Origin of the sequence: Faecalibacterium sp. IP-3-29, assembly GCF_023347335.1 — a bacterium.
GTDB classification, from domain to species: Bacteria; Bacillota; Clostridia; order Oscillospirales; family Ruminococcaceae; genus Faecalibacterium; species Faecalibacterium duncaniae.
Map to the genome: position 1 here is coordinate 1,664,724 of NZ_CP094471.1, position 23,348 is coordinate 1,688,071.

19 protein-coding genes are annotated in these 23,348 nt (G+C 48.0%); 18 read left to right on the top strand and 1 reads right to left on the bottom strand.

Translation table 11 applies throughout. The annotated features are described in order from the left end of the window. Nucleotides 1-158 precede the first annotated feature (158 nt). Nucleotides 159-1,259, bottom strand: a complete 1,101-nt coding sequence (locus MTP40_RS07975; protein ID WP_442900399.1) for a DUF6076 domain-containing protein — start codon at nt 1,257-1,259, stop codon at nt 159-161. Nucleotides 1,260-1,501: 242 nt separating this feature from the next. Between MTP40_RS07975 and MTP40_RS07980 the strand changes: the two genes are divergently transcribed. From MTP40_RS07980 to MTP40_RS08065, 18 genes are all read left to right on the top strand, one after another. Next, nucleotides 1,502-1,726 carry a helix-turn-helix domain-containing protein gene (locus MTP40_RS07980; RefSeq protein WP_005362423.1) on the top strand — a complete coding sequence of 75 codons (225 nt, stop codon included), beginning with the start codon at nt 1,502-1,504 and terminating at the stop codon, nt 1,724-1,726. 147 nt (nt 1,727-1,873) lie between these two features. Further along, on the top strand, nt 1,874-2,077 hold the full coding sequence (locus MTP40_RS07985) for a hypothetical protein (RefSeq protein ID WP_004614949.1): 204 nt from the start codon (nt 1,874-1,876) through the stop codon (nt 2,075-2,077). Between the two features lie 286 nt (nt 2,078-2,363). Next, nucleotides 2,364-2,681 carry a DUF3847 domain-containing protein gene (locus tag MTP40_RS07990; RefSeq protein WP_008816380.1) on the top strand — a complete coding sequence of 106 codons (318 nt, stop codon included), beginning with the start codon at nt 2,364-2,366 and terminating at the stop codon, nt 2,679-2,681. Between the two features lie 2 nt (nt 2,682-2,683). Then, entirely contained in the window at nt 2,684-4,156 is a 1,473-nt protein-coding gene (gene mobQ / locus MTP40_RS07995) for a MobQ family relaxase (protein WP_180998409.1), read from the top strand. A 47-nt stretch (nt 4,157-4,203) separates the two neighbouring features. Continuing rightward, nucleotides 4,204-4,944, top strand: coding sequence for a CHC2 zinc finger domain-containing protein (locus MTP40_RS08000; protein ID WP_014079457.1), 741 nt, complete (start codon nt 4,204-4,206; stop codon nt 4,942-4,944). Then, nucleotides 4,829-6,169, top strand: a complete 1,341-nt coding sequence (locus tag MTP40_RS08005) for a virulence-associated E family protein (protein ID WP_009321442.1) — start codon at nt 4,829-4,831, stop codon at nt 6,167-6,169. Before MTP40_RS08000 ends, MTP40_RS08005 begins: the two co-directional genes overlap by 116 nt. Nucleotides 6,170-6,439: 270 nt before the next feature. After that, on the top strand, nt 6,440-6,625 hold the full coding sequence (locus MTP40_RS08010) for a hypothetical protein (RefSeq protein WP_004849804.1): 186 nt from the start codon (nt 6,440-6,442) through the stop codon (nt 6,623-6,625). Nucleotides 6,626-6,663: 38 nt separating this feature from the next. Further along, nucleotides 6,664-8,355, top strand: a complete 1,692-nt coding sequence (locus tag MTP40_RS08015) for a recombinase family protein (protein WP_005936058.1) — start codon at nt 6,664-6,666, stop codon at nt 8,353-8,355. 296 nt (nt 8,356-8,651) lie between these two features. Then, complete coding sequence (locus MTP40_RS08020; RefSeq protein WP_249259139.1) at nt 8,652-10,400, top strand: DUF262 domain-containing protein; 1,749 nt, start codon at nt 8,652-8,654, stop codon at nt 10,398-10,400. Nucleotides 10,401-10,596: 196 nt separating this feature from the next. After that, nucleotides 10,597-12,354: a type I restriction-modification system subunit M gene (locus MTP40_RS08025; protein WP_249259140.1), complete on the top strand. Its 1,758-nt coding sequence runs from the start codon at nt 10,597-10,599 to the stop codon at nt 12,352-12,354. A gap of 2 nt (nt 12,355-12,356) precedes the next feature. Then, on the top strand, nt 12,357-13,646 hold the full coding sequence (locus MTP40_RS08030; protein WP_249259141.1) for a restriction endonuclease subunit S: 1,290 nt from the start codon (nt 12,357-12,359) through the stop codon (nt 13,644-13,646). Between the two features lie 3 nt (nt 13,647-13,649). Further along, nucleotides 13,650-14,498: a hypothetical protein gene (locus MTP40_RS08035; RefSeq protein WP_249259142.1), complete on the top strand. Its 849-nt coding sequence runs from the start codon at nt 13,650-13,652 to the stop codon at nt 14,496-14,498. A gap of 109 nt (nt 14,499-14,607) precedes the next feature. Then, on the top strand, nt 14,608-16,185 hold the full coding sequence (locus tag MTP40_RS08040; RefSeq protein ID WP_249259143.1) for a hypothetical protein: 1,578 nt from the start codon (nt 14,608-14,610) through the stop codon (nt 16,183-16,185). Nucleotides 16,186-16,207: 22 nt separating this feature from the next. Then, entirely contained in the window at nt 16,208-19,180 is a 2,973-nt protein-coding gene (locus MTP40_RS08045) for a type I restriction endonuclease subunit R (protein ID WP_249259144.1), read from the top strand. A 1,279-nt stretch (nt 19,181-20,459) separates the two neighbouring features. Next, complete coding sequence (locus MTP40_RS08050) at nt 20,460-21,482, top strand: hypothetical protein (protein WP_156073988.1); 1,023 nt, start codon at nt 20,460-20,462, stop codon at nt 21,480-21,482. A gap of 58 nt (nt 21,483-21,540) precedes the next feature. After that, nucleotides 21,541-22,230, top strand: a complete 690-nt coding sequence (locus tag MTP40_RS08055; RefSeq protein WP_207707235.1) for a replication initiator protein A — start codon at nt 21,541-21,543, stop codon at nt 22,228-22,230. A 17-nt stretch (nt 22,231-22,247) separates the two neighbouring features. Next, entirely contained in the window at nt 22,248-23,063 is an 816-nt protein-coding gene (locus tag MTP40_RS08060; protein WP_197039550.1) for an ATP-binding protein, read from the top strand. A gap of 68 nt (nt 23,064-23,131) precedes the next feature. Then, entirely contained in the window at nt 23,132-23,332 is a 201-nt protein-coding gene (locus tag MTP40_RS08065; protein WP_249259145.1) for a hypothetical protein, read from the top strand. Nucleotides 23,333-23,348 lie beyond the last annotated feature (16 nt).

Here is a 23,348-nt window from a genome sequence, read left to right on the forward strand (position 1 = left end):
AAATGTCCGAGCTTTGTAACAATTCAGCCTGTTTTTCTGTCGAAATCAAAGGCACCTCGGACATTTATAGTTCTTCCAAAAGTTTGATGATAATATTACCATTCATGGAAGAAGCAATCTGTTATTGCAATAATGCGAAATTGACGATAGAAAGTTTTTCATATCTCGGTCAGCTCAACAATTACATTACTCTGCTGATACAGCCAGTCCGCAAATTCTTTCGGGCTGGCCGTTCCTGTTTTTACAGCCTTTTTTCTCTGTAAGGCTTCTTTCTTAAAGTCGGAAAAGGCAGCCTGTATTTTTTCCAGACGGTCAGTCGGAAAGCCTGCGGTATTTTTTACCCGGTTTATTTTGTTGCGCCAGTTCTGGCATTCATTTTTATAAAGCAGGTCATAGTTATTTTCTCTTGCCCTCTCGTCAAATTCCCGCTTGTTTTGAAGCGCCTGTGCTTTGCGGCACTTGTCGCTGCACAGCTCATACCGCTGGCTCTTTGCCAGAAAATATTTCCCACAGACCTTGCACCGCCGGAAGCAAAGTCCCCAGTCATTCAGCCGGTTCAAATAATAGGTAATCAACGGGGAGAGGGACGCATAGGCAGACACACATTCTTCTGTGCGCCGGTTGTCCGGGAACCAGAGGTCAAGCCGGGTATCTTCTGACGGTGCGCCTTTGAAATAAAGGCTGCCAGCTTGAAAATGTTTCGGTTTTCCTGTCTCCCTGTCAAAGGTCATGGCTTCGTTATGGAATACCCCGGCCAGGCTGCTCATTTTATCCATGAAGCGGTCACAGGCAGCGTTACGGTCACGGGGTTCTCTGGCAAGCAGATAGCTGTTCCAGATACGGAACGCCACATACATTTTCAGAGGGTCGTTGCTAAGATATTTCTCCCAAAGAAATTCGCTTGCCGCCTGCTCCAGCTCCGGCTGTTTCCATCGGTTGGAGTGGAGAGCTTGCCGCAGCGGAGAAAGCCCGTATAAGTTCCAGTCTCTGTCCGTGTCACGCTCAAAGTTTATCAAAAAAGTTCCCAGTGGGCGTGTCATATCACAAAGCACCTCTGCGTTTTGGCTCCCGTTCAGACGGAAGCGGATCTGCTGTTCTTCCCCAATCAAAATCCGCTCTTTCATTTTCTTCCTGTCCAGCGTCAGGACAAACAAAATCCTCTCAAAACATGGCTCATGCCGTATAAACTGATTCTCCATCCCTATCCCCTGCCTTTGTTTATGGTAATTATATAATTCAGTTATATCCGTTACACTCATGGTATCGCAGAATCATTGTTTTGTCAAGGATAGTACGCTATGATGATTGCGGTTGGTAATTTCGTACCGCACAGTACCTTGACAAGTGAATGACCGTCCAAAAGGGATATGACCGGCAGGAGAAGTGACGCATTCGGCGCACCAATGCAGGGAAACACCGCAGGAATGGGGCAGGAAAACGGCTTTTGGGGAGAACGGCAACAGGAAGCATTTTAACCTATTTGATTTATGGGAGGAACAGAATGAACGATAAAAAGAGATTGAACAGCTACGAGGATTTACCGCTGGTTCTGGATGTGGCGGACATTCAGCGGATTATGGGAATTTCAAGAGCGAGCGCCTATGAGCTGGTACACACACCCGGCTTTCCAGCGTTCCGCAGGGGCAGACTTATCAAGGTCAGCAAAATTGCTTTCTTTGAATGGATGGCAAAAGGCTCCGAAACCGTACCGGGAAGCGACAAATAAGCGTGAGGTATCATTCCCTGACTTGCAATACTGCCGCACTTTCCAAAGGGGCATACAGAGGGAAAAAAACTTAAAAATGATACCGAGACGCTACATCAAAACAGCCTATCTGCGTACATCAGATAGAAACGGAGAAAGGAGCCGGTTATGGCAAGAATGAGTAACAAGCGGCGGTTGGAATGGTCTTTCTTCTTAAATGACCGCAGCCGTATCACTTACAACGAACTGTGCCGGAAATGCCAGCACGAATGTAAACAGAGCTTCCGGGCGGTTGTGGTTGACTGCCCGAAGTATCTTTCCAAGCGTTCCAAGAAAAAGGACAAGACTGCCGGAAACGGCAAAATCCCTTAGGAACTAAGGGCGCACTTCTATACATAGTCTAAAGACCATGTATCGTGCGTCCTGCGGAGCTTACCTCTGCCGCTGATAAAATCAGCAATCCGAGGTCTGCGTTCGCTTCGCTCCGACAAGGTGGCTACACCCCCTTGCGCCGCTAAAGCGGCTATCCCCTGTGTACCCGCCGCAAAGAGAAATCCGCTCTGCGGTTTTCCCTTTTCATCGGGTTTTATAGAAGCACTGACACACGGACTGTCTGCGGATGGTCTTTCTTTATCTTATCAGCAAAGGATGTGAGAACATGGAAAAATCTTTGGAACAGTTGAAGCAGGAATATGAAAAAACCACTGTCCTGCTGGAACAGGAAAAACGGAAAATGCAGCGTTTGAAAAACCGGCAGGCGTATCTGGAAAGCGGTTCCCGGAAACAGAGGACGCACCGGCTGATTACCCGTGGGGCAGCTATTGAGAGCATTGCACCACAGACAAAGGAGCTATCCGAAGCGGAATTTTATTCCCTCATGGAAAGCATTTTGAATCTGCCGCAGGCGGAGCATTTCATCCGGTCTGCCACAGAGAACCACGCCCGTATTTCCGGGCAGGAGAAAGGCGGTGACTAAGGATAGCACTTTATCATTTTTCAATCGCACAGATCAAGCGCAGCGCCGGTCAGAGCGCCATTGCCAGCGCAGCCTATCGAGCCGGGGAGCGTCTTTACAGCAGCTACTATGGAGAAGTCAGCGACTACACCAAAAAGGGCGGCGTGATCGCTTCGGAAATCATGCTGCCGCCCCATGCGCCGGAAATATATCTTGACCGGGCGACCCTCTGGAATGCTGTGGAGAACTGCGAGAAACATCCAAAAGCACAGCTTGCCTATTCCTTTGATATTGCCATGCAGAATGAATTGACGCTGGAAGAAAACATGGAGCTGGCGAGGAAGTTCGTACAGGAGCAGTTTGTGACAAAAGGCATGATTGCCGACCTTGCTTTTCACAGCCCGGAGAAAGAGGACGGCGGCATCCCTAACCCGCATTTTCATGTGATGACAACCATGCGCCCTTTGAACCCGGATGGCACATGGGGACAAAAACAGCGTCGGGAATATCTTCTTGATGAAGATGGAAACCGAATCCGGGATAAAAACGGCGATTATATGTTTAACGCTGTCCATACAACAGACTGGCATGAGCCGGAAACGCTGGAACACTGGCGGGAGCAGTGGGCGGCTGCCGTTAATACAAAATTTGAGGAAAAAGGGCTGGATGTGCGTATCGACCACCGTTCCTATGTGCGGCAGGGGCTTGACCTGATACCTACTGTCCACGAGGGAGCTAATGTCCGGCAGATGGAAGCAAAGGGCATCCGCACCGAGAAAGGGGAACTGAACCGCTGGATTAAAGCCACCAACCGGCTCATGCAGGATGTGAGGCAGAAGATCAAAGCCCTGTTTGTCTGGATGGCAGAGGTAAAAGAAGAACTTTCCAAACCGCAGACACCGAGCCTTGCCGACCTGTTGATCGCTTATTACAACCAGCGCAACGCAGGGGCATGGAGCAATAAAGCCAGAACCGGAAACTTAAAGCAGTTTGCCGAAGCCGTCAATTATCTGACGGAAAACAAGCTGCTCACATTAGAGGATTTGCAGGAGCGTCTTTCCTCTGTCAACGAAGAATTTGAAGCGTTAAGCGACTCCATGAAAAAGAAATCTGCCCGGATAAAGGAATTGCAGGAATTGATACGGGAGGGCGAGAATTACCAGCGGCTAAAACCTGTTCATACGGAATTGAACAATATCAAGTTTAAGAAACAGAGGGAGAAATTTGAAACATCCCACGATGCGGAGTTACGGCTGTTTTATGCCGCCCGCCGTATTTTGAAAGAAAAACTGGACGGAAAACCCATTGCCCTGAAAGCATGGAAACAGGAATACGCACAGTTAAAAACAGAGTATGCCGAACTGTCTCCGCAGCACAAGCCACTCCGGGAGGAAGTCATACGGCTACGGCAGGTGCAGAACGCCGTAGATACCGCACTGCGCCGGAGGGAGCAGCCACAGGCAGTACAGAGAAAGAAACATGAGATGGAGCTATGATATAACCGGCAGCTTTACCGCTACCAGTATTTTTATGGAGGGAGCATTTGAATGTATTTGAAGCGGTGAAACAGTCTGTTACCACCCGGCAGGCTGCTTCATTCTATGGAATCCGGGTGGGAAGAAACGGCATGGTCTGCTGTCCATTCCACAATGACCGCACGCCCAGCATGAAAGTGGACAGCCGCTTTTACTGCTTCGGCTGCGGGGCTTCCGGGGATGTGATCGACTTTGCCGCTTTGCTGCATGGATTGGGGAAACGGGAAGCTGCGGTCAGGCTTGCGGAGGACTTCGGCGTTTCCTATGAGAAATCCGGCAATGCGCCGCCAGATAGGAAGCGTCACAACAGGTCACAGCCCCGACAAAAATCAGCGGAGCAGAGATTTCAGGAAACGGAACGGTATTGTTTCCGGGTGCTATGCGATTATCTGCGCCTGCTGGAGCATTGGAAAACAGCACACGCCCCACAGCCGCAGGATGCCATCTGGCATCCTCTTTTTGTGGAAGCGTTGCAGAGGATAAGCTACACAGAATACCTTTTGGATATTTTGTTATACGGAGAAATAGAAGAAAAAGCGGCATTGATCGCCGCACAGGGAAAGGAGGTGTTGCGGCTTGAACAGCGAATTTCAGAGCTTGCCGCCGGAAACGCAGGAAGCGGTCAAAAGGACGATGGACACAATGGAACCGGCGCAGACACCGGCAGAAATCCGGGAAACATTAGAGGGGACGCAGAAAGGCGGCGTGAAGAACAGCATCCGAAACTGCCTGACGGTGTTCCAGCGTGACCCTCTGTTTCGCGGGGCGCTGCGCCTGAACCTTTTGACGGAGCAGATTGACATTGTGAAGCCGCTGGGCTGGGAGCGCACCAGTACCACGCTGACCGACATGGACATGAACTACCTGCTTTTGTATCTGGAAGAAAATTACGGGCTTACCAGCGAGAAAAAGGTGCAGAGCGCCATCAAGATTGTTGCCAATGAAAACCGCTACCATCCAGTCAGGGATTACCTGAACAGCCTGCAATGGGACGGCACAGAGCGCATCCGTTACGCCCTGCATCACTTTCTGGGAGCCGATACGGACGAATACACCTATGAAGCCTTGAAACTGTTCCTGATGGGAGCCATCCGGCGGGTATTCAGACCGGGGAGCAAGTTTGAGGTCATGCTCTGTCTGGTTGGTGGTCAGGGAGCCGGGAAATCTACCTTTTTCCGGCTGCTGGCAGGCAGGGACGAATGGTTTTCAGACGATTTGAAAAAGCTGGACGATGAAAATGTGTACCGCAAGCTGCAAGGGCATTGGATTATCGAGATGTCGGAGATGATTGCCACAGCCAACGCCAAGAGTATTGAGGAAATCAAGTCATTCTTAAGCCGCCAGAAAGAAACCTACAAAGTGCCGTATGAGACACATCCGGCAGACCGGCTGCGGCAATGTGTATTTGGAGGGACGACCAACCGGCAGGACTTTTTGCCCCGTGACCGCACCGGCAACCGGCGCTTTCTCCCCGTGACGGTGTACCCGGAACGGGCGGAGGTTCACATACTGGACGATGAAGCGGCGGCGAGGGCGTATATCGAACAGATGTGGGCGGAAGCCATGACGGTTTATCGCAGTGGGAAGTATAAGCTGTCATTCAGCATGGAAATGAACCGATACCTGAACGCCCACCAGCAGGACTTTATGCAGGAAGACACACAGGCCGGCATGATCTACGCCTATTTGGAGGACTACACCGGCGACAGGGTATGTTCCAAGCAGCTTTATGAGGAAGCGCTGGGGAACTTAAATTCCCCGGCAGACTGGGAGACACGGGCAATCTGCGAGATTATGAATACCGGCATTGCGGGCGGCATCATACAGGGCTGGGTAGCCTACAAAAGCCCGAAGCGGTATAAGAAATACGGTTCTCAAAAAGGCTGGGAGCGTGTCAACCAAGCTCCGCCGGAGGGGGACGGTTTTCAGGAAATCACGGAAGAAGAAGCCCGGCAAATGGAACTTCCATTCTGAAAAGCCACCGGTTGACAGTTTGGTTGACGCTTTGGTTGACAGCCGGTTGACGGGGAAAAGCCTGATATTTGGGGCATTTCTCTCCTTTGTCAACCATGTCAACCAAGAAATCAAAGAAAAAGTAAAAAGTAATAATAGAGCGCCTATGGATTGTTTTCAAAGTCTTTTCTGCCGGTTGACACGGTTTGGTTGACACGGAGACAGTCTGCGGCTGTACACCTGTCTGACATTCCCTTGTCGGGCATATTTCATTTATGGAGGTAACTGCCTATGGCAAAAAGCAAAAACGAGAGCAATAACAAAAACAGCGGCACCCTGCTTACCGAAAAAGACGGCACCCAGTATTTTGTCATGGGGAAAGTCCGTATCAAGGTATCGGAGCATTTCGCACAGGATGGGAAGCCGCTTGACAGCCTGCTGGAAGATGTGATCCAGCACGCTGCCGCCGCTTCCTGAAAAAATACGGAATAACGACTGTCAATCAGCCCACGCTTATGATATACTTGTACCAGCGAGTATTGTATAAGCGTGGGTTGTTTCTTTTAGAAGGAGGATTTTTAACCGTGAAACAACCATACAATACAACGATTTATAACACTGCACTATATTTGAGATTGAGCCGTGACGATGAATTACAGGGGGAAAGCGGCAGTATCCAGACCCAGCGCATGATGCTTAGACAGTATGCCGCAGAGCATGGGCTGACCGTTGTAGACGAGTACATTGACGACGGATGGAGTGGGACAAATTTCGAGCGTCCAAGTTTCCAAAGGATGATTGATGACATCGAAGACGGGAAAATCAACTGCGTTGTCACAAAGGACTTATCCCGTCTGGGAAGAAACTATATCCTGACCGGTCAGTACACGGAAATCTATTTCCCCAGCAAGGGAGTACGCTACATTGCCATCAATGACAATGTGGACACCATCAACGGAGAAAGCGAGCTTGCACCGTTCTTAAACATCCTGAATGAAATGCACGCCCGACAGACCAGCAAAAAGGTCAAGGCTGCCATGCACACAAGATTTGCCAATGGCGCACACTATGGAGCCTATGCACCGCTGGGCTATGTAAAAGACCCGGACAAAAAAGGTCATCTTCTGATCGACCCGGAAACACGCTGGATTGTAGAGAAGATTTTTGACCTTGCTGTACACGGGCGTGGAGCCGCCAGCATTACACGGATTCTGGTGGAGGAAAAAGTACCTACCCCCGGCTGGCTGAACTATGAAAGATACGGGACTTTCGCCAATATCTACGCCGGTGCGCCCGCAGAAAAAGCCTATGCGTGGACGATAGCACAGGTCAAGAGCATTTTGAAAGAGGAAACCTACATCGGTCACAGCATTCACAACAAGCAGAGCAACATTTCATTCAAGAACAAGAAAAAGGTGCGGAAGCCGCAGGAAGAATGGTATCGTGTGGAAAATACCCACGAAGCCATCATTTCTGAAGAAGTGTTCCAAAAAGTTCAGGAGCTGATTGCAAGCAGACGCAGGAAACGCAGAAACGGTACGACACAGATTTTCGCAGGATTGATAAAATGTGCAGACTGCGGATGGTCTTTAGCCTATGGGGAAAACAAGCAGAATAAGAACCCATACGGGTACTACCATTGCAGCAAGAACGGGCAGGGATTACGCCAGTGTTCCATGCACTATATCCGCTATGATGTACTGTATGCCTATGTGCTTGCAAGACTGCAATACTGGTCTATGCTGGCACAGAAAGACGAGGACAAGCTGCTGAAACGCCTGCTCAATGCCAGCGACAGGGAAAGAAACTCTGCGAAGAAAAAGCAGGCTGCGGAGCTGAAAAAGGCAGAGAAGCGTAAAGCCGAGGTTGACGGGCTGTTTGCTAAAATGTATGAGGACTGGTCTGCCGGACGCATAACCGAGTATAACTTCAATATGCTGTCCGAGAAGTACCAGAACGAGCAAAAGGAGCTTGAAACAAAAATAAGACAGCTTCACGAAACGATGGAAGCCGCCGTACAGACCGCAGCGGATGCTGAAAAGTGGATTGCCCTGATGAAACAGTATGTCAACCCTGTGGAGCTGACCGCCGAACTTCTGAACACTCTAATTGAAAAAATAACCGTCCACGAAGCTGTCAAGGGCGAGGACGGAAGCCGTGAGCAGGAAGTAGAAATCTACTACCGCTTCATCGGCAAAATCGACTGACCTTTCTTTTTTACCCAACAATATCTTTAATTAAGGGAGACGGGTGCGACCTATCCTGAAATCAAAGCCCGCGTGTTGGAACAAACTGGACTGAAGGTATCTTCCCTGTATATCTCGCAGGTCAAGCAGAAATGCGGTCTGGAGGTACGAGAGAACCACCATAAGGCGAAGTCCGAAAATACGAAGCAGCCCCAGTGTCCGAAGGAGAAAGCGGATGCGATTGTGGATGCGTTGCGGCATTTTCAGATGATTTGATAAGTTGAAGCAACCTGCTGATGCTGAACAGGAGGCATCGAATGTCAAAATTAAACATTGATCAAAAAAGCGTGCGGGCACTTTTCAGTGAGAAGAAAGCTGATTTTCTCATTCCGGATTATCAAAGGCCTTACGCCTGGGGAGAAAAGGAATGCCAGACTCTTTGGGACGACCTGTTCTTATTTGCATTTCCTGATAATGACTGCGACAAATTCAACAGTGACAGCGATGAGTATTTTCTCGGCCCCATCGTCACATTTAAAAATGATGACGGTAAAATGGAGATTATTGACGGACAACAGCGCCTTACGACATTGATGCTGTTACTTCGAGCTTTCTATGAAAAATATGGAAGCATGAAGAACGATAAAGCCGTAAAGACCAGCAAGTTCATTGAGCAGTGCATCTGGAAAACCGATGAGTTTGGTGACCCGGACAAGTCAGCATTGAAAATCGACTCAGAAGTCGCCACCGACAAGGAAAAGGGCGAATTTCTGAATATCCTGAAATCAGGAACCGTGTCTGATTGCGAAAAGAGCAGCTACGCCAATAACTATCGCTTTTTTCAGCAAAAGATCGTAGACTTTCTGAATACTTACCCAGACTGGTTTTCCTTCTTTCCGATTCGGATCATGAACAACTGTATTTTGCTCCCGATCGAAGCAGAATCTCAGGACACCGCTTTGCGAATCTTCTCGACATTGAACGACCGCGGAAAGCCACTGTCTGATGCAGATATCTTCAAGGCGCAATTTTACAAGTATTACTCTGCCAAAGGCGAGCGGGAAGTCTTTATCCAAAAGTGGAAGGACCTCGAGGTGCTGTGTGATTCTATTTTCCATCCTATTACAGGCACCCCGATGGATGAGCTTTTCACACGGTATATGTACTATGAACGTGCAAAGCAAGGCATCAAATCCTCGACAACGGAGGCACTGCGTAAATTCTATGAACGGAATGCTTACAGCTTGCTAAAAAATGACCAGACTTTTGAAAATCTGATCGATCTTGCAAATTTCTGGAATGATGTGCAGAATCAAAATGTTGAGCGCTTCTCTGACCGAATTCTTCGCAGGCTCTTTGTTCTGAACTACGCTCCCAACGGTATGTGGACCTATTTTGTTTCGGTCTATTACATGGCCAATCGGGATTCCGATGGTCTACTGAACGACGATCGTTTCTATAGCTTTCTTAACAAAATCACCGCATTCATCTGGGCATATGCCGTTACAAATCCGGGCGTAAATGCACTGCGCACTCCCATTTTTGCAGAAATGATCAACATTGTAACCGGGCAACCTGTTCGGTTTTCTGACTATTTGTTTGATACGCAGAAATTGCAGAATGCTTTTGACAACTATACCTTCAGCAACAACCGCGCGATCACAAAGGCCATGCTGACATGGTGGGCATTCCAGAACTCCTGTCAGGAGCTCTTATCCCTTGAAAGTGTACTTGAGATTGAGCACATCTACGCACGCAATCGCCAGGAAAAGGAGCACTCGCTTTCCAATCCGAGAAATATTGAAAGCCTTGGCAACAAGGTGTTGTTGGAAAAGCGCATCAATATCCGCGCTTCTGATTATCGCTTCAGCGATAAGGTCAAGTACTATACCGGTTTTGAGAACAACCGGAAGCAGAAAAAAGAGGGTACAAAAATCAAGGAGCTTACTGATCTTGCTGCGAATGCCACAGATTTTACCGAATCTGACATTGTAGAGAGAAACGCCAAAATCATCCTCAGCTTTGTCACCTTCATGCGCAACAACGATCTTCTATGTGAAGATTAAATCCTTCTATGATCGATGCCCGTCTGATTTTCAGGCGGGCATTTTCTTTTGCCGGAATATGGTGTTTCCACTTTTATCGTGGTACAATAGATGCAAGAATCATTTTTCAGGAAAAGCATCCTGCTATCCGATTTATAGGACATCAATCGTTGTAAAATCAGGATGTCCACCCATCACAGAAAATAAGGAGCAACGTATGCCAAACGATAAAATTGCCGCCGTAGGTGCCAATATTGCCGAAAAAGCCGCCATGATCTGGAACGTGGCCGATATGCTGCGGGGGCCGTTCAAGCCCCACGAGTACGGTCTGGTCATCCTGCCTATGACCGTGGTAAAGCGGTTCCATGACTGCCTGCTGCCCACCCATCAAGCCGTGCTTGACACCTACGAAAAGGTGAAAAAGCTACAGGTCATCGACGGCTTTTTGCAGAAGGCCTCCGGCTACCAGTTCTATAACACCAGCCGTTTCACCTTCGAGACTTTGCTGGCAGACCCGGACAACATTGAGTCCAACTTCCGGGATTACCTGTCCGGCTTCTCCGCCAACGCACAGGACGTGCTGGCAAAGTTCGACTTTGACAACATCATCAAGCGGATGGTGGAGAGCAACACCCTCTACCTCGTTATCAAGGAGTTCGGCTCTGAGAAGGGCTATCTTGGCCCGGACAAGATCAGTGCCGTGGACTGCGGCTATATCTTTGAGGACTTGGTGCGGCGGTTCTCCGAGAGCTTTGGCGAGGAAGCCGGAGCCCACTTCACCAGCCGGGACATCATCTACCTGATGACCGACCTGCTGCTGTCCGAAGCCGACCTCGATACCAGCAGCATGACCGTTTACGATATGGCCATGGGAACCAGCCAGATGCTCAGTTGCATGGAGGAGCGCATCCACGAGCTGAACAGCGACATTGAGGTGACCTGCTTCGGGCAGGAGTTCAACCCCTCCACCTTTGCCATCGCCAAGGCGGACATGATGATCCGCGGCGGCGACCCCAACAATATGCGGTTCGGTGATACTTTGTCGGAGGATCAGTTCCCCGGGTTCACCTTCCAGTACATCATCTCCAACCCGCCCTTCGGCATCGACTGGAAGCGGGAGCAGAAAGCGGTGGAAGCCGAAGCCGCCCGGGGCGAGATGGGGCGTTTTGCGCCCGGTCTGCCCAAGATCAGCGATGGTCAGCAGCTTTTTGTGCTGAACGGTCTTGCCAAGCTGGCAAACAAGGGCAAGATGGCCATTATCCAGAACGGCTCTCCCCTGTTCAGCGGCGATGCCGGCAGCGGTCCCAGCAACATCCGGCAGTATATTCTGGAAAACGACTGGCTGGACTGCATCATCCAGCTTTCCACCGATATGTTCATGAACACCGGCATCTCCACCTACATCTGGGTGCTCAGCAAGGATAAGCCCGCCCACCGTGCGGGCAAGGTGCAGCTTATTGACGCCAGCCACTGCTTCGAGCCACGCCGCAAGAGCATCGGCACCAAGCGCAACGACATCACCGATGCCTGCCGGGAACTGATCGTCACCGCCTACGGCGAGTTTGCCAACGGCAAGGTGTACGGCGACAAAAACGGCATCTACTGCGAGAGCAAGGTGTTCGAGAGCGTGGAGTTCGGCTACAACAAGATCGTTGTGGAGCGCCCCCAGCGGGACGAGGCGGGCAACGTTATCCTGAAGCGTGGCAAGCCTGTGCCGGACACCAGTCTGCGAGACACCGAAAACGTGCCGCTGGTGCAGGATATTGACGCCTACTTTGCCCGGGAAGTTCTGCCCTACGCCCCCGACGCATGGATCGACCACAGCAAGACCAAGGTGGGCTATGAGATCCCCATGACCCGCTATTTCTACGAGTATCAGGCACCGGAAGCCGTGGAGGATATCGTGGCGCGCATCACCGCACTGGAACAGGACATCTCCGCCGGGCTGGCAGAGCTGTTCCATAAGGAGGGCTGACCATGGCACGGAAAATGAAAGACAGCGGCATTGAATGGATTGGGGAGATTCCGGAGGGGTGGAGAACCATAAACCCAAAAGCTCTCTTCACTCAGCGTAAAGACAAGGCACAGAAAGGCGAGCGCCAGCTTACCTCTAGCCAACAATATGGCATTCTTTATCAGGATGACTATATGGAGCTGACTGGCTCTAAAGTTGTTACTGTTGAAAAAGATTTTGATATTCTCAAACACGTCGAAGCTGGTGATTTTGTAATCAGTATGCGTAGTTTTCAAGGCGGATTGGAATACAGCACAAAATCCGGTGCTATTAGCTCCGCATACGTTATGCTTGTTCCGAATCTTGAATTGGTTTACCCACGCTTTTATAGATGGCTTTTGAAGTCCTCAGTTTATATTGACGCCCTACAACGAACCACAAATATGGTTCGTGATGGTCAGGCAATGCGTTATTCTAACTTTGCACAAGTCCGGCTTTTCACTCTTCCTCTTGATGAGCAAAAATCAAGAGCTGATTTTCTAGATTTAGAATGCTCAAGTATTGATAAAATACTTTTCAAAACCCGTTCCAGCATTGAGGAATACAAAAAGCTCAAGCAGACAGTTATTACGCAGGCTGTTACAAAAGGCGTGCGTGGTGAGCGGGAGATGAAGGATAGCGGGGTTGAATGGATTGGGGAGATTCCGAAAGAATTCAATCCCGTTCAGCTGAAATTTTTCTGCAAGCTAATTACAGATGGCACTCATTTTTCTCCTACAACTGTCGAAAACGGTTGGCCTTATATCACAGCCGGAGACGTTCATGGCATTGGTCTTGACTATAATTCTGCCAAACGTATTTCGGAAGAGGATTTTCAGTTATTAGTCGCACAGGGTTGCCAGCCTTTAAAAGGTGATGTATTGCTTGTCAAGGACGGTGCAACAACTGGTCGTGTTGGGTTTGTTGATAGTGACACTCCATGTGTTATTCTGTCTTCTGTCGCAATGCTTCGTCCTGCTGACAATGCCGATGGACACTATCTTATGTATTTACTGGCATCTGATTTTTTGCAAAAGCAAATCCTTGTTTCAATGGCAGGTTCTGCTATGCCACGTACAACACTAACAAAACTCACAAAATATATTGGTCTGCTTCCTCCTCTCCATGAACAAAAAGAAATTGCAAACTACCTTGACGCCAAGTGCGCCGAAATTGACAAGCTGATTGCAAAGAAGGAGCAGCTGGTAAAAGAGCTGGAAAGCTACAAGAAAAGTTTGATTTATGAGGTTGTAACCGGGAAGAGGGAGGTGTAAAATATGGATAACAATTCTCCAATTCATCCAGAAAATAAGCAAACCCCGTTAAGCGAAGATTTTTATGACATAGCAAAGGGCATGATTTCTGCTATTACAGCTTTTCGTAAAACATTGGTTGAATGGACGCCAACAATCCAGAACGCTCTTTCCAGTATATCGAAAGTAGCATCCGTACTACTTGAATCAATCCAACAAATGCAGCTTTCTTCTTACACACAAGAAGAACTTGATGAATTAAAATCGCGTTATATATCTTGGGGTACTTACGGCTGGACACCTCATCCCTTAAGTTTAAATGATGAATTTCAAATTTTTCCTGATAGTATGCAGCAAGCCGACAGTCTTATGCTGCCCTTACTCACTGAAGAAGCTATATCGGAACTATACAAAGCCATTTTAGATTATTCTGATGCTGTACCACAAGATTTTAAAGAAGCATTTTACGAATATTCCTCTGCAAAATATCGAATTTGCGCGCTTATTCTTTTCTCTTTAATTGAACGCACTTTAATCATGACGCAATCATTAGACGCTACCATGCGTGAAAACCGAAAAGTTTCTTGTGGAGGCATAAAAAACTTTGGCAAGCAAATCAGCAACACCCGCACAGAAAATATGTTCATATATGCGTGGATTTTAGAAGAAAACGTCATAGCTTGTTTGCAAGCCATGTATCAGAACAGTGCTAACTTTAAAGTGGAACCGCCTTTGATAAATCGTCATTTTATTGAACACGGAATGAGCAATCGCGAAACAACAAAAGTTGAATGTCTCAAGCTATTTTTGCTCTATCACAATGTACTTTTCCTTTCTCAATGGATAGAATCTCAGCCACCATATTTACATTGATTTCCAAAAACCCTAAACATCTCTACATGCCTTCATTTAAAAATTTTAGAGTAGTTACACAAGTGGGTCAACTTATAAAATTATAATAAGAATTGCAGGAGAAACAATTTTGAAATATTACGGCATCAAATCAAAATCAACCTATGAGAAAATAAGTTTTTCTATCGAAAAATCAAAATATTTTTTCTATCGAAACCAACCGTTCAGCAAAAAGCTAAGAAGAAAAAGTCAATTTGACTATGATTTATATTTCAACTCAAAACATTTTTATATTCATGATTGTTCTATTCCGGCTTCCAAATATTGTACTCCATTTTGTCTAATTTGTTCTGATCTCATTTCTATCGAGAACATAGAATCAGTTAAATCGGGTTTAAAGCGCCTAATCTTGCACCACTTGAGCAACGACTATCTAACTGGTTCTATCGATGATGAAATCAACAAATTAGATTCTCTTGCTCGCAAAACACCCCCTTCTTTTTCTAGTATTAAAATCGGACGCTATTCGTTCGCTTCCACTGAAACTTTGCATCAAAAAATTTCTTATTTCACCGTATATTTCAAAAGCGTAAGTTCAAAATTTATTTCTGTAGAATTTCACATTTTCTTTTCAAATAATTTCAAAGAAGAATTGTCTTCTTTCACGTCAAAAAACTATACACCTTCTCATGCTTTTATTCACAAAACCGTGTCATCTTTTTCAAAAGATGTTGGTGCAAAAGAATCATCAAACATTCTTTATTATCCAAATGAAATCCTTAAAAGTGATTACCTCTATGAGAAATTTTGTTTTATAAAATGGGATTTTTTTAATTTCATTCAGAAGTACTTTATAACTTTCTTTCACATTTCTAATATTATTCCCCCTTCCGTAATTCTCTATGGCACAAACATAGGTTATAATGAGCCCTATCATCGAGATTTTTGGCGTTCTGTAGGAATCGAGGCCCAATACGGCGAAACATTTCTTCATCGTGGTGATCCTTACAAATATGGTCGATTGTTTTTTCGAACCTCTTTAAGCGATCGATATGCTCCAGATGATTCTTCCAGTTTAATTTATATTATAAATACCGAGAAAAAGAAGCCTTCCTATGGTTTTCAGGATTTTGAAGATCAAATAGATTTGGAGTTTTCAGATATCACAACCAATTTATTTTTATTGTCTTTTTTATCCATTATCAATCAGTCCGCTTTAAAGCAATTATCAATTTATCGTCAGCGGCTCACAAAAATTAAATTAAAAAGGCGTTCTCTCAAAAAGTTATTGCTTTTACGATATGAATTTGAAAAAACAATCACTCCATTTGAATCTTTTTTATCTGATCACATTCAATGGAATTTAGTGCAAGATGATTTTCAGAAACTTTTTCCCAAGAAAATTTACTCATTCCGTCAAGCTCATTATTCTTTGTCTGTTCTTTCCATTTTTCAAAAAGATGCTATTCTAGATCAAATTTCCATCATAAAAGGTGAATTCGATCAAAAGACTCAAATCCTTCAGCATCTAGCGGACTATAAAAACGAATCTAAGAACAACAGATTCTCATGGTTTAGCACAATTGCCTCCATTATAACTCTTTACTTTTTAATTTACCCTGAAAACACAAAACCTGTTGCATCTTTTTTAAGTTTCCTCGTCAAATCACTTACAACTTTTCTCCAGATGTTCCAATCAACGGTATAATAATTATAAAGAGGTCTCAATCATGCCAATCATCACCACCGAAAAGCAGTTTGAATCGGACATTGCGGCGGCACTGCTCTCCCCTGCCGGGGGCTACACCCGCAATGGGGATTGCTACGACCCCAAGTTGGGGCTGTTTGTGGATACCCTGATCCGCTTTGTGCAAAAGACCCAGCCCAACGAGTGGGCATTTTTTGAAAAGCAGAACCCGGTAAACCCGGTGCGGAAGTTCTGCACGGCCTTTAACAATGCCTGCGATGCGGATGGGCTGCTTTCGGTGCTGCGGTATGGATTCAAGCACCGGGGACGGCGGTTCCGGGTGTGCTATTTCCAGCCGGAGTCCGCGCTGAACCAGAAGGACGCCCAGCGCTACGCCCAAAACGAGATCACCTGCAACCGGCAGTGGTTCTACTCCGACACCACCCACAACTCGGTGGATATGGTGCTGGCGGTAAACGGCATCCCGGTGTTCGCCTTTGAGCTGAAGAACCAGTTCACCGGGCAGACCGTGGAGAACGCCAAGCAACAGTGGATGCACGACCGGGACCCCCGGGAGGTGTGTTTCCAGTTCAACAAGCGCATTCTGGGCTACTTTTGCGTAGACCTGACCGAGGTGTGGATGGCCACCCGGCTGGCAGGCAAGGACACCCGCTTTCTTCCCTTCAATCAGGGCTCTAACGGTGCCGGGCGGGACGGCGGTGCAGGCAACCCGCCCAACCCCAACGGCTACCTTACCGCCTACCTCTGGGAAGAAGTGTTCCAGAAGGACAGCATGATGGACATCCTGCAAAAGTTCATGAGTCTACAGGACGGCAAGACCCTGATCTTTCCCCGGTATCATCAGCTGGACGTGGTGCGCAAACTGGTGGCAGATGTACGGCAGAAGGGTGCCGGGCAGCACTATCTCATCCAGCACAGCGCCGGGTCGGGCAAATCCAATTCCATTGCATGGACGGCGTACCGGCTGGCTTCCCTGTTCAACACCGAGAACAAGCCGGTGTTTGCCAGTGTCATCGTAGTTACTGACCGCACCGTGCTGGACGCACAGCTGCAGGAGACCATCTCCGGCTTCGACCATACGCTGGGTGCGGTGGAAGCCATCGGCGAGGACAAAAACTCCGGTGATCTGCGGGATGCCATCAACAACGGCGCACGCATCATCATCACCACGCTGCAAAAGTTCCCGGTCATCTATACTGAGGTAAACAAGACCGCCGGGAAGAACTATGCCGTTATCATCGACGAAGCGCACTCCTCCCAGACCGGCACCTCTGCCTTAAAGCTGAAAGCCGCCCTTGCCGACACCGAGGACGCGCTGCGGGAATATGCCGAGCTGGAGGGCAAAGCGGAGGACGAGATCGACCCGGAGGATGCGCTGGTGAAGGAACTGACCTCCCACGGGCGGCACAAGAACCTGTCCTTCTTTGCCTTTACCGCCACCCCAAAAGCCGCCACGCTGGAACTGTTCGGCACCGAGTACCCGGATGGCAGCCACCACCCCTTCCACATTTACAGTATGCGGCAGGCCATTGAGGAAGGGTTCATTCTGGATGTACTGCAAAATTACATGACCTATTCCACCTGCTTCAAGATCGCCAAGACCATCCCGGACAACCCCGACCTGCCCGCCAGCCGGGCGGCGAAGCTGATCCGCAAGTACGAAGAGCTGCACCCCTACAACATCAGCCAGAAGGCAAAGATCATTGTAGAGACCTTCCGGGAGACCACCAGCCACAAGATCGGCGGGCGAGGCAAGATGATGGTAGTCACCTCCTCCCGATTGGCGGCGGTGCGGTACTTTCACGAGGTCAAGCGCTATATTGCGGAGCAGGGCTATGACGATGTGCAGATCTTAGCGGCATTTTCCGGTGCCGTACTGGACGGCGGCGTGGAGTACACGGAGCAGTCCCTGAACGTCCGCGCCGACGGCAGCCACATTGCAGAGAGCCAGACCAAAAAGGAGTTCCACAACAACTTCAATGTGCTCATCGTGGCAGAAAAATACCAGACCGGTTTTGACGAACCGCTGCTTCACACCATGATCGTGGACAAAAAGCTGAAGGGCGTCAAGGCGGTGCAGACCCTCTCCCGCCTGAACCGCACCTGCCCCGGCAAAACCGACACCTTTGTGCTGGATTTTGTGAACAAGGCAGAGGACATCCGGGAGGCATTCCAGCCCTTTTATCAGGAGACTTTTCTGGAGCAGGAGGTCAACACCGACCTTATTTACAAGACTCAGAAGGAGCTGCGGAGCTTTGCCGTCTATTCCGATGCAGACGTGGAAGCCTTTGCCAAGGAGTATTTCCGCAGCACCAAGCAGAATAAAAACGCCGTGGGCCGCATGAGCAGCATCCTGAAGCCCGTGGCGGACCGCTACAATCAGAAAACGCAGGCCGAGCGATATCAGTTCCGCCGTCTGCTGCGCAGCCTTGTCAAGTGGTACGGCTACGTTTCACAGGTGGCACGGATGTTCGATGAAGAGCTGCACAAGGAGAACGTATTCTGCGCTTACCTGCTCAAGCTGCTGCCGCCGGACGAGGTCTCTCCGCTGGACTTGGAGGGCAAATTGCAGCTGGAGTATTACAAGCTGCAAAAGACCTTTGCCGGTGCTATTGAGCTGGAACACGCAAAGGGCGTCTACGAGCCGGTCACCCAGAAGGGTGCTCTCGGCCACGACCCCAAGGAGCCGCTGGACGAAATCATTCTGAAGATCAACGAGAAGTTCAAGGGCGAGTTCACCAATGCCGACCGGGTGCTGCTTACTGCCCTGCACGACCGTCTGCTGGCTGACCCGAAGCTGGCAAAGCTGGCGCGAAGCTCCGACCCGCAGATCTTTACCGAGAGCATCTTCCCCAAGGCTTTTGATACTGCCGCACAGGACAGCTATCTTGAAGCGCAGGACACCTTCTCTTCCCTGTTTGAGGACACCAGCAAGTATAAGGCTATTATGTCGGCATTGGCAGAGTGGTTGTATGGGGAATTCCGCAAGAAGTAAAACAGTTTTCCCTTTTTATTTGCTTAAAACAGCCTGCATCCACCGGATGCAGTTCAGGGGTTTGGGTGTTCCCCAACAAGCGTTTTGCAACGCAAATGGTGTTTGTATAGACAGACACATTGCTTGCAGATGCAGACGTTGTATATACGTCTGCCCTGCTTGCGAGCGCTATGAAGCCTCTCAACGCGACTTCCAAATTTGAAAATTATTTTGCAATCAGGACCGTCCGTTTTCAAGTTCAACTTGAAGCGGGCGGTTATTTTTCTGCACAAAAATTTTCGAGTTTGCAACCGCAGCAAGCAGGGCGAGTTGGTGCCAACTCACAAGTTTTGAATCAGATTTTTCAAATCTGACTTCAAAAACGATTGTTGGGCTTCGCCCAAACCCGATATTCAGCACAAAATTGCGCCGGCTGCACGTTTCCGCTGATACAGAATAAGCAAATTTTCTTGGAGAAAAAATTGTTTCAGAAGAATCAGCGTTGATTCATCCAATATTGCATCAAACCGGAACTATTACTTCCGGTTTTGAAAGTAAAAAGCGGAACTAATAGGTCCTAAAAAATCGAGTGACTTTATGGTATGCTCTATCCAGAACATTTTCCAAGAAGCGGAAGCATTCCTTCCGGTTTTTCCTTGGGTTTCTCCTAAAATACACTGAAAACCGGAAGGAATGCTTCCTAAAAATTTCTGTTTCATTGTGATATGCTTTCTACAGCTCCTCATCGAACCTTGAAAACCGCATGACCGTCTGCATGGGATACCCGGCGATGACCAGAAGGAGAGCCGGAAAACGCCGCCGAGAGGGGGCAGGAAGTCCATGCAGAGAGAACGGCATCCAAAATTTGAAATTACGTTGATACGCAAAACCAGAACCAATAGTTCCGATTTTTGCCTTGAAATTCACTTCGTATTTTTTAAAAACCGGAACTACCAGTTCCTAAAAATAAAATTTACGATGTGATACACTAAGCCCACAGAAGCACATTCTTCATTGCTTTCTCGCAAGTGCTGACAAAGAATGTCCGATTTTTAGTAGAAATTCAACTCGATTTTCGTGAAAATCGGACGTAATATGTCCTAAAAAATCTTCTATGAACGTGCTAATCTAGTTTTAAGCCCCTCATCGAACCTTGAGAACCTAATGACCGTCTGCATGGGATACCCGGCGAAGATCCTGAAAAGGAGAGCCGGAAAACGCCGCTGGAAGGGGGCAGGAAATCCATGCAGAGAGAACGGCATAAGAAAACAAACTCAATTTCAGAAAGGATGGTTTGCCTATGACAAAACTGAGCCAGCTTAAAATCGATCCGGAGTTCCAGAATCAAATCAACCCTCCGTCGTTTGAGGAAACCCACCAACTGGAAATGAACATCCTAAAAGAAGAACGTGTACTGAATCCGATCATCACGTGGAACGGCTATATTGTGGATGGACATACACGCTATCAAATTCTTCGGAAATATCCATTTATTCCATTTGAAGTCATCGAAAAAGAATTTTCCAGCCGTTATGAAGCACTCGTATGGATCTGTAAAAATCAGCTTGGGCGGCGAAACCTGACCCCAGAACAGAAAAAGTTCCTGATCGGAAAGCAGGCAGAAGCGGAAAAGCAAATCAAATCGTTTCACGGCAATCAGTATACTTTGGCATCTGAAAGTGGTCTGGTTCAAAATGAACCAGACCGCACAAAGCACGGTTCACGGTCGAAGGTCGCTGCGGAACATGGAACATCCGAAAGTTATGTTTACCGTGCAGAGCAATTTGCAAAAGGTGTGGAAGCTGCGGAGGAGGCAGTACCCGGAGCGCAGAAAGAAATCCTGAGTGGAAAGATCCGGGCAACCGACCGTGAAATTTCCTCGATTGCAAAGGTTCCAAAGGAAAAGCGCCCCGAAGTTGTGGCAGAGCTTCGTAAGCCTAAAGGCGAACGGGATTCCAGTATCACGGATTCGTATTCTTCGCCTTCAAAGGGCAATGAGTTTATAACGACCTTCAAGCAAGACATTCAGGGGCATAAGAAAGGACTCAACAAGGAAGAAAAACAGAATCTCAAGGATGCCGTCAAGAGCATCTATTCACCTCGCCGTTTGGCAGATGGCGAAGCCATGATGTGCGAGATTCAGGGAGCGCAGGAAGATTTTGTCCGGCGTTGGGAAATGTGTTTTCGTGAATACCCCGATATTCTTACCGAACCGAAGAACAATGAGAAACTGCTGGTTTTTATCGACCGTGCCAGCCGGTATCTTCAGATGGTAAAAGATCGTCTGAACAATGATGGAAACCTGAACTCTCAAATAGTCTAGCACGAATTCAGATGTAAAAACGGAGGTGAATGCAATTTCGGATTATTTGAGACCCAATATGCCACTGCCGCAGTATCTGCCCTATGCCCGATTTTTGTTGGATGCCGATTTAAGTCATACGGCAAAAATACTCTACACACTCTTGCTCGACCGTGCTACACTCTCCCAGAAAAACAACTGGGTGGACGATCGGGGACGCATTTATGTGATCTATCCGCTTTCCAATCTGGCGAAGGATTTAGGGTGCTGCGTTTCCAGCGTGACACGCGCCTTTACAGAATTGGAAAAAACTGACCTTGTCGAACGAGTGCGCTACGGCTTTTCTAAACCCAGCCACATTCTGCTCAAAGTTCCGCATACTGTGCAGAATTGCGCAGTCACAGTATGCACCAGCGCACAAGCTGACTGTGCAATTCTGCACAGTATGATTGCGCAAAAATGCACACCTAACCAACGTAATAAGAACAACCTGAATGATAACCACCTGATAAAATCAAACAATGCTTGTCTATCGTTGAGAGAATACCGGAATGTCTTTCTGACGGAAAAGGAGTATAAGCGGCTCAAGGCTGACTTTGCAGGGCTGGACAGTCTGATTGAGCAGTTGTCCGCTTATATCCAGTCCACCGGCAGAAAGTACGTCGACCATGCCGCCACCCTGCGCATCTGGGCAAAACGGCAAAAGTCAGAACAGAAGCAAGCACCGGGCATCCCGGACTACACATTCAAGGAAGGAGAAAGCCTATAGAGACGATTGAAAAAACTTTGGAACAGTCCATTTCCATTATTCCCGAAAACACTGAGGATTATTATGGCGAGGATGGCCTGCTTTATTGCGGAAAATGTCATACCCCAAAAGAAGCATTCTTTGCAAAGGGCATTGCCCTGATGGGCAAAAACAAGCACCCAATCGAATGCAGTTGCCAGCGCATCGAGAGGACAAAGCAGGAAGCCCTTATCAACCAGCAAAAGCACAACGACCTTGTGCGGCGGCTGAAAACCGATGGATTTTCCGACTCGGCAATGCTGGACTGGACCTTTGAAAACGACAATGGCCGCAGCCCTCAGATGCACTATGCACACCGCTATGTGGAGCAATGGCAGACCATGCGTTCAGAGAACCTTGGGCTTCTTCTCTGGGGCGGTGTGGGTACAGGCAAGAGTTTCCTTGCCGGGTGCATTGCGAACGCTCTGATGGAGCAGGAAGTGCCTGTGCGTATGACGAACTTTACCCGAATCCTAAACGAACTAAACGGCAGTTTTTCCGGGCGGAATGAAGCCATCGACAAGCTCTGTCGCTATCCCCTGCTTATTATTGATGACTTCGGTATGGAACGTGGCACCGAGTATGCGCTGGAACAGATCTACAACATCGTGGACAGCCGATACCGCAGCCGGAAGCCGTTGATTGTCACCACCAACCTGACGCTGGACGAGATACGGCACCCACAAGATACAGCCCATGCCCGCATCTATGACCGCCTGCTGGAAATGTGCATCCCTGTTTCCTGCATTGGGGTCAGCTTCCGGAAAGAGAATGCACAGGAAAAGCTGGAACGCTTAAAAATTTTAATCGGATAGATCAGAAACATTTCTGAAGGAATCCGCAGGACGTCCTAAGTTCTGCTACAAGAAAATGGAGTTGCCTATTGAATAATTTTCATCGTATAGAAAACAATCCCACCCCTTCGGAATGCTCTACGCCCACACTCGATGAATGGAGCGCATTCGCAACCTTTCTAGCCGATGTGATTGAGAAATACGCATCGGTCTGGGAAATAGACAACGCAGTATCCTCAACCAACAACAAAAATCAACAAGATGCTGTTGATACCACTCTTGCAGCATGATATAATATTCTTGTAA